This window comes from Pseudophaeobacter sp. C1-32P7, assembly GCF_041008775.1.
In the GTDB taxonomy this organism is placed as follows: Bacteria; Pseudomonadota; Alphaproteobacteria; order Rhodobacterales; family Rhodobacteraceae; genus Phycobacter; species Phycobacter gallaeciensis_A.
Map to the genome: position 1 here is coordinate 98,233 of NZ_JAXGFR010000014.1, position 7,394 is coordinate 105,626.

Consider the following 7,394-nt stretch of genomic DNA (forward strand, 5'->3'; position numbering starts at 1 on the left):
CTAGTTACTTTTAAGTGCCTACTTTCACGAACGATGCAAGACACCTAAAGGTACTTAGAGCGGAAACTGCGGCTGAACAAGCCCTTGCAAACAGGGAGTGCGGTGATGAGTGACAACGTGGCAAAGTATGTCTACTGGATCGCGACCGGCCTTGTGGCGCTGGTCTATCTGGGTGCGGCGACTTTCTACATCTCATCCCACGATATGGTCGCGGGCATGTATCGCGAGGTGTTGAGCTATCCCACATACATCATCTGGCCGCTCGCGATTTTGAAGATTGTCGGCGCGGTGGTGATTCTCTGGCGCCCTTCGGCGATGCTGGCGGACTGGGCTTACGCGGCGATGTTCTGGCATCTGGTGTTGGCGTTCGGGGCGCATGTGGGCGCGGGCGATCCAGGCTGGCCACCGGCTCTTGCGACCTGGGTGCTCCTGATCGCCTCGTGGATGACAGCCAATCGCGTGCGTGCGGTAAAGTCGGCATATGCGCCGACGTTTCCGACAGAGACGAATTAATCCGATGCGGAGTTGCCACGGCGCTGGCCATCCACCCTCGGGCTTGGGGTTCAAAAGGACGACAGAATGACCGAAAGGCAGCCGACAGTGTTTGTTCCCCATGGAGGCGGCCCTTGCTTCTTCATGGACTGGAACCCGCCTGACACCTGGGACAGGCACCGCAGATTCCTTGAGGCTTTGCCTGCGAGCCTGCCGGCAAAGCCCAAGGCGCTTCTCGTGATCTCAGGCCATTGGGAGGAACGGGTGTTTACCGTGCAGACCAACTCCGCGCCGCCGCTGCTGTTCGACTATCAGGGGTTTCCCCCCCATACTTATCAGCTGACCTGGCCCGCGCTAGGCGATCCTACGCTGGCGGCCCGTGCAAGCGAGCTATTGAATGGCGCGGGTTTTGAAACCCGGGCCGACGCTACGCGTGGCTTCGATCATGGGGTGTTTGTTCCGCTAAAGGTGGCTTTGCCTGAGGCCGACATACCTACCGTCCAACTGAGCCTGCGCGACGATCTCGACGCTGAGGCGCATCTTGCTGCTGGTCGCGCGTTGGCGCCCTTGCGAGACGAAGGTGTTCTGATCATCGGGTCCGGCAACACCTATCACAACATGGGCAAGATGATGCGGGCGATGAGGGGCGGACCCGATGGCCCGGTGAACGGCGGCGACTTCGACCGATGGCTCACGGGTGCGGTGACCCATGAAGACCCCGGGGCGCGCCGCGCCATGCTGGCTGCTTGGGATCGGGCACCCGGCGCACGCGACGCCAATCCGCGCGAGGAACATCTAATTCCATTGCACGTCGTGGCCGGCGCCGCGCTTGCGGATCGGGGGGAAAAGACCCTCGAGGATCACGTATTGGGCGCGGTCGAAAGCGCGTTCAGATTTGGATAGGACCAGATATGTGCTTCGAACTTCCCTTGCGGCAGGGTCCGCGCCCCGAAACCACCGAGTGCGCCCCGCATGAGCAAGTGTCGCAGAACTCCTCGGCCGAGATTCACGCATTGTTCAAGCAGAAGGCCTTCGCCCTGCCCTTCGTCGAGCGTTGCCGATCGGGTATTTCGGTCCCCGGCGCCGAGGCATTAGTCCTGCCGCGGCCGCATGCCTGCGGCCCGCGCGAAGCCTTCATGATCGGACGCGAATTTGCGCATGTGCATCCCGCCTATGACGGTTCGTCGCACATGATGCTGCCGCTGGCGGCGGTTGAGGAACTCATCGCGAAGGGATGGGGCGAACAGCACCCGATGGCCTCGGCCGGATACATCCCGGCCAATGCGATCATGGCCTTTGCTCCACGCGATGAGGCAGAGGTCGATGTGATGATCAAAATCCTGACCACAAGCTGGGGTTTCGCGCGCGGCAAGCTGGCGAATCCCGCCCCCACCCAAATCCACGATTGATCGCAAGCGCGCTTGCAGAAACATCAAGATAAGAGAGATACCATGTCCAACATCCAGAACGGCCCCTTCATCGTGACCGGCGCGTCCGGACAACTTGGCCGGCAGGTGGTCGACCTGCTGGTTCAGGCAGGTGCCGGGCCGGTCATCGCGATCTCGCGCACTCCCGACAAGCTTGCCGATCTGGCGGGAAAAAGAGTCGAGGCGCGCGAGGGCGATTTCAACGACCCGGCTTCTCTTGAAGCAGCCTTCGCGGGCGGCAAGCGTCTCCTCATCATCTCCACCGACGATCTGGAGCCGGGCAAGCGGCTCGCAGCTCATTCCAATGCGATTGCTGCGGCCAAGACGGTAGGTATCGACCACATCGTCTATACCTCCTTCGCAGGCCCAGTCGCGGAAAGTCCAATCGGATTCGCTCAAGACCACGAAGGGACCGAGAAGCTGATCACGGAAAGTGGGGCGGATCATACGATCCTGCGCAACAATATGTACACCGACTTTCTGTTGATGGGCGGCCAGCAGAGCGTCGCCATGGGCACGCATTTCTCCGCCGCAGCAGATGGCAAGACCGGATATGTGACACGCGCGGATTGCGCCCGTGCCGCAGCCGCGGCGCTAATGAAAGCTACGGGAAGGGAGACCCTCGATATCACCGGGCCGGAGACGGTCAGCCAGGCCGAGGTCGCGGCGATCTTGTCCGAAATTGCGGGTAAGGAAATCCCCTATGTCGCCCTGCCCGCCGAGGATCTGGTGCAGGCGATGATCGCAAATGGACTGCCGGAGTTCATGGCGAGGGTCTTTGCCTCCTTCGACGAAGCAATCGCGCAGGGCTATCTCGATGTGGCCAGCGGCGATCTCGAATCGCTCACCGGCAAGCCCGGACAGTCGGTGGCCGATTTCCTGGCCGCTAACCGCGCGGCGCTTCTTCAGGCGCCGCAGGAACAATAATGCTGGAAAATGTCATGAGGCTTTACAACGCGAACTTCTCACCGAATGCGCTGCGTGTACGGGCGGTGGCGCACGAACTGGGCGTGGAACTCGAAATCGTCGAGGTCGACATCCGTGCCGGGGACAACCGCGCGGCGGAATTTCTTGCCCGCAATTCAAATGCAAAGGTGCCTGTTTTGGAGGACGGGAATTTCGTGCTCTGGGAGTCCCGGGCGATCTGTGCCTATCTGGCCGGGATCCGGCCCGAGGCAGGGCTCTATCCTGATGGCCTCAAGACGCGGGCCCTCGTCGATCAGTGGGCCTGGTGGCAAGCCATCCACCTAGGCCCGGCGATGCAGAAGTTGTCCTTTGAGCTGTTCCTCAAAGAGAAATTCGGCATGGGCGATCCTGATCCTACTGTGGTCGAAGCGGAACGGAAAGCCACCGATCAGTTCCTTGCCGTTCTGGAAACCGGACTCGACGATAAGGATTGGATTGCAGGCGCACTCAGCCTTGCCGACTTCTATCTGGCGACCACATTCATGTATCGCGACCAAGCGGGGATTTCGCTGGACGAATTCCCCAGAATCGCGGGCTGGATCGGCCGGCTTGAAGCGCGTGACAGCTGGCAGAAGGCCGTAGCACCGCTTCTTGCGCTCTTCGCCTGACATCGCGCTCGCCGCGATGATTGAACGATCTGCATCACGTCCGGCGATCGGCGCGCTATCAGATTTAGACATGAGCAGGAAGCGTCGCATGACAGAAATTAGCCGCAGACAGCCGCGACAACCAACCTGACAAGAGTTCCTCCGGAAGCAATGCGGCGGTTTTGGGATGTAGATGCTGTGTCTCATCCCGATCTTTAGAGTTTTCGCGCGGAGTGTATTCATCAGGTCCGATAACTCAGCATCCGTCGCGCCAATTGAGCACGTGCCGTTCGTCCAAGACAAAGACTGATCTCACGGCCTCCGCGAGCGGGATGCCGAGCACAGTGTAACCGTGCAGGACAGCTATGCGGGTGTCACTGTTCCCTTAATTCTTGGACGCTGATGTATGTGACCGTTCAGAACCGCGGGGTCATGCTGCCCTGAGCAAGGGTGGTGTAGGACTTATGAAGCTCGCAATGTTGCCCGCAATAGGCTGCTTCGGGGCTTCATATTTCGTTCGTTCACTCAAACCGCTGTCGTTCCCAGGAACAAGAAAAAACCAGACCGCCGGAGCGGTCTGGCCGTTGGCTTAGGCGGCGTCTTTGGGGCCCCAAGGGATGACAGCCTGCAGGGACAGATCGTCCTGGTTTGCGGCCTTGCCGAGGTTGGCGTTGAAGCCGTGGTCGCGGATGGTCAGCGTGTAGTAGTCGGCGCCGGTCTCCTTGTTCTGCTTCTTCCAGATGCCGCCGCACTCGACCAGCTTGCCGCGCGGGGAGCGGCCGAGGACGCGGTGCGTGGGGGCCATCGGGTTCGTGCTCGCGACGGGTTCGACCGTGATGTCGAGGTCGAAGGTCAGGGTCGAGATGGAGCCGACGCCCTTGGCGGTTTCGATGTCGGTGCTGGTGAATTTAATGCAGTTCGTGGTCATTGCTCTTCTCCTTGTTTGCATTGCAATGATGGTCACCTTGCAGCTGGCCAAGGCCCGGCCACACCGAAGGCGAAGCGTAGCGGAGAGGGGCAGGCGCCGGTCTTTTTGGCGCGCGAGGAATGACCCGTAGGGTCAGGGGAAAAAGATCGGCGACAACCTTTGTGGACGGGACGACAGCTGCGACCAGCATGTCATGCAGAGCAACACATCGGGAGAAGTGCGGTGGCCGCGAAGGACACCCAGGTGAACAGCCGATGAAACTGCCGGGGGCGGTGTCCTTTCTGCCCTCTCACCCCGAGCCGCAGCCGGACGGGTTCGCGCTTTGCCGAGCCTTGCCTAACGTGGCGCGACCGCTTGCCCGTGGTAAGTTGGTCGAGTGAGGTGCCATCTGGCTGAGCGATTTCAAGCAGACCGCCGTGGCATCTGCACCGGGCGCGGGTCATCCCGATTTCGGACCAACCCTCTTCGGCATCCCAATAGTTTGCGATTTTTTACATCGCGTCCAACACCGACCCTCTGCCAGCTTTGGCCAGAGCGATCCGGCGGTTGTCGAAACTCCTTTGCGGTCAATGATGGCAGAACAGCATGTCCGGCAAAGCGAGGACTAACACCGGCTGACACGGGAAAAACGAGACTATTGAAGCGACCCGCCCCGCCCCAGCGACCGTTACCGAATGGCCGAGATGAAGCGTTGCCACGACCATGCGACGGCTGGTCGGGCTGGCTCCGGAGGAGACGGCACGGCCAGCGGTACGTCGCAGGGAGAGGCAGCGTTTCAGCTCGGGGAGGGCGGCTGCATGCAGCCGACCGAGTAGGGCGCGGTCCTGACCAAAGGGCAGGATGATTTATGGACAACAAGCACCCACGAATTCCGTTCGCCGATTTGATGAAACTAACCCCGACTCGGAATGTAACAGATACGACCTTTGGCCTTCTTCAGCCATCCGAGTTGTCGTGCGCGTAGCTGCCATATCGCGTAGGACGCCCGTAATGCGGGCCAATGAGCCGAAAGGTCTCGATTGGCGACTCGTGATCGATGGTGTTCTCTGGAAGAGGCTATTCCGCACAGGCATCGGGAAGGATTCCTGCAACCGAGAGCAGTAGGAAGCTGCCATGAACCCGCTCATATTGCCACTGACCTACTCTCACCACGTTAATTAAACCCGCTTATCTTAGCCTACCCACTATTTAAGCGAAGCCCGTATTGCTTAAATAAAAGAGGGGCATCATAGTGAGCTATGACCGATTCAGACCCCAACCAACGCCTTGGCCGCTTTGTCGAAACCCCCGTTGCAGGAGAGACGGTCCGCGCCTTCGTACCACCTCCCCTGCCTCCAGTCCCAACAATCGACGTACTGGGGCTTCTCGACCGACTCAGCCTCGCGGAGCGCGCCTTAGGGCGGCTGGATGGCATCACGATGCTTCTGCCGCGCCAGGAACTGTTCCTCTATATGTATGTCCGCAAGGAGGCCGTACTTTCCTCACAGATCGAAGGAACGCAATCGACGCTGACAGACCTGCTGCGTTTCGAGACCGAAGCACAGGCGGGCCAGCCAATCGATGACATCCGCGAGGTCTCGAACTACGTCGATGCCATGATGTACGGGTTGGAGCGCCTCGAAGACTTGCCACTGTCCCTGAGGCTAATCCGCGAGATGCATGCGCGTTTGCTGCAAAGCGGACGTGGCGGCACCAAGGACCCCGGGGAGTTTAGGCGCTCCCAGAACTGGATCGGAGGGACACGTCCCGGTAATGCGCTGTACGTTCCACCCCCCGTCACGGAACTGGACAATTGCCTCGGCGCGTTTGAACGCTTCATGCACGACGACCAGTCCCGCCTTCCTGCTCTCATCAAGGCAGGACTGCTGCACGTCCAGTTTGAAACCATCCACCCTTTTCTCGACGGCAATGGCCGCATCGGCAGGTTGCTGGTAACATTGTACCTCTGCGTCAATGGGGTGCTGCAAAAGCCTCTCCTCTATCTGAGCTTGTTTCTTAAGACGCATCGCGCTGATTACTATCGCCTGCTCCAGGAGGTTCGTGAGCATGGTCAGTGGGAGGCTTGGCTTGACTTCTTCCTCGCTGGCGTGGCGGATACGGCAAACCAGGCATTTGATGCCGCCACGCGGATTGTTGACCTGTTTAAGGAGGATCGCGAGCGCATTTCAGCGCAAAGCGATCGCGCCGGTTCGTCACTGCGTATCCATGAACTGTTCCAGCAGCACCCCTTCCTGACCGCGAACCAACTGGTCGAGTACACCGGTCTGTCGGCTCCGACGGTGAACGCGGCCCTCGCCGACCTCCAACGCTTCGGAATTCTTGAGGAGATTACTGGGAGGAAGCGGGGGCGTGTTTTCAGCTATCGCGCCTATCTGACCATCCTCAGCGAGGGTACCGATCCGCTACCCACCACTGCCTAGAGAAAGGTGCGATGACAATTGCCATTCGACCATGAATGTCAATCGTGGCTGGGTTGCTCCCCTACAAGTTCGGGCAATGGCTCGGCGTGCCCATGACTCTCAAACTCGTTCCAATAGATCATGGCGAACTCTGCCACGGCTGGGCGTGGTCCATCGATGATGAGGACGCACTCGCCGAACAGGTTGCACGTATAGTTCTCGGCCAATATCGCCACGTCGCCAAGATCCTGAGCGGTGCGGGGGTGCCGGGACCTGCTGCCAATGCCGAGCAGGCGACTGCAGCGATCAAACAACTGACGTTGGCGGAGGGTGACGATCCTTGGCACCGTGATGGCTGGCTGTTCCAGGCGATATCGTGGATCGCCGCGCACCAGCAGCCTGCCGCTTCGCTCACCCGGATGCCTCATATTCGCAAGGCCGATGTCGCGTTTCCCTTAAATCGGGAGTGGACAAAACATGGGGGTCATGCGGCGCGTTTTCTGTTTGCGACGGTCAGCCGACCATCGAGAACTGCGGCCCTTGTGACGGCTACTCGGTGAGCCCCTTTGGGCGACCACCGCATCCTTCTGCGCTT

Annotated in this window: 8 protein-coding genes; 7 read left to right on the forward strand and 1 reads right to left on the reverse strand. The window is 60.0% G+C overall.

Features of this window, described 5'->3' with window-relative positions; all coding sequences use genetic code 11:
• Positions 1-105 precede the first annotated feature (105 nt).
• The 5 genes from SM763_RS18340 to SM763_RS18360 all read left to right on the forward strand — a co-directional run bounded on the left by SM763_RS18340 (position 106) and on the right by SM763_RS18360 (position 3,493).
• On the forward strand, positions 106-513 hold the full coding sequence (locus SM763_RS18340; RefSeq protein WP_043753122.1) for a DoxX family protein: 408 nt from the start codon (positions 106-108) through the stop codon (positions 511-513).
• Between the two features lie 66 nt (positions 514-579).
• Positions 580-1,395 (forward strand): DODA-type extradiol aromatic ring-opening family dioxygenase, encoded by an 816-nt coding sequence (locus tag SM763_RS18345; protein ID WP_136340168.1) that lies wholly within the window; start codon positions 580-582, stop codon positions 1,393-1,395.
• Positions 1,396-1,403: 8 nt separating this feature from the next.
• A complete protein-coding gene (locus SM763_RS18350; protein WP_036051542.1) occupies positions 1,404-1,901 on the forward strand; it encodes a luciferase domain-containing protein in 498 nt (165 codons plus the stop codon).
• A gap of 42 nt (positions 1,902-1,943) precedes the next feature.
• A complete protein-coding gene (locus SM763_RS18355) occupies positions 1,944-2,846 on the forward strand; it encodes an SDR family oxidoreductase (protein ID WP_152467180.1) in 903 nt (300 codons plus the stop codon).
• On the forward strand, positions 2,846-3,493 hold the full coding sequence (locus SM763_RS18360; RefSeq protein WP_051372683.1) for a glutathione S-transferase family protein: 648 nt from the start codon (positions 2,846-2,848) through the stop codon (positions 3,491-3,493). The genes SM763_RS18355 and SM763_RS18360 overlap by 1 nt, the downstream gene beginning before the upstream one ends.
• A 568-nt stretch (positions 3,494-4,061) precedes the next feature.
• Here the strand turns inward: SM763_RS18360 and SM763_RS18365 are convergent.
• Positions 4,062-4,400 carry a DUF736 domain-containing protein gene (locus SM763_RS18365; RefSeq protein WP_065331505.1) on the reverse strand — a complete coding sequence of 113 codons (339 nt, stop codon included), beginning with the start codon at positions 4,398-4,400 and terminating at the stop codon, positions 4,062-4,064.
• 1,238 nt (positions 4,401-5,638) lie between these two features.
• Between SM763_RS18365 and SM763_RS18370 the strand changes: the two genes are divergently transcribed.
• Positions 5,639-6,820, forward strand: coding sequence for a Fic family protein (locus tag SM763_RS18370; protein ID WP_152467152.1), 1,182 nt, complete (start codon positions 5,639-5,641; stop codon positions 6,818-6,820).
• Between the two features lie 92 nt (positions 6,821-6,912).
• Positions 6,913-7,359 (forward strand): hypothetical protein, encoded by a 447-nt coding sequence (locus SM763_RS18375; protein ID WP_368999368.1) that lies wholly within the window; start codon positions 6,913-6,915, stop codon positions 7,357-7,359.
• Positions 7,360-7,394: the final 35 nt, after the last annotated feature.

What these genes read in the sequence shown, in the direction of transcription:
- SM763_RS18340 (WP_043753122.1), top strand. Translation starts at nt 106, where the DNA reads ATGAGTGACAACGTGGCAAAGTATGTCTACTGGATCGCGACCGGCCTT.
- SM763_RS18345 (WP_136340168.1), top strand. Translation starts at nt 580, where the DNA reads ATGACCGAAAGGCAGCCGACAGTGTTTGTTCCCCATGGAGGCGGCCCT.
- SM763_RS18350 (WP_036051542.1), top strand. Translation starts at nt 1,404, where the DNA reads ATGTGCTTCGAACTTCCCTTGCGGCAGGGTCCGCGCCCCGAAACCACC.
- SM763_RS18355 (WP_152467180.1), top strand. Translation starts at nt 1,944, where the DNA reads ATGTCCAACATCCAGAACGGCCCCTTCATCGTGACCGGCGCGTCCGGA.
- SM763_RS18360 (WP_051372683.1), top strand. Translation starts at nt 2,846, where the DNA reads ATGCTGGAAAATGTCATGAGGCTTTACAACGCGAACTTCTCACCGAAT.
- SM763_RS18365 (WP_065331505.1), bottom strand. Translation starts at nt 4,400, where the DNA reads ATGACCACGAACTGCATTAAATTCACCAGCACCGACATCGAAACCGCC.
- SM763_RS18370 (WP_152467152.1), top strand. Translation starts at nt 5,639, where the DNA reads ATGACCGATTCAGACCCCAACCAACGCCTTGGCCGCTTTGTCGAAACC.
- SM763_RS18375 (WP_368999368.1), top strand. Translation starts at nt 6,913, where the DNA reads ATGACTCTCAAACTCGTTCCAATAGATCATGGCGAACTCTGCCACGGC.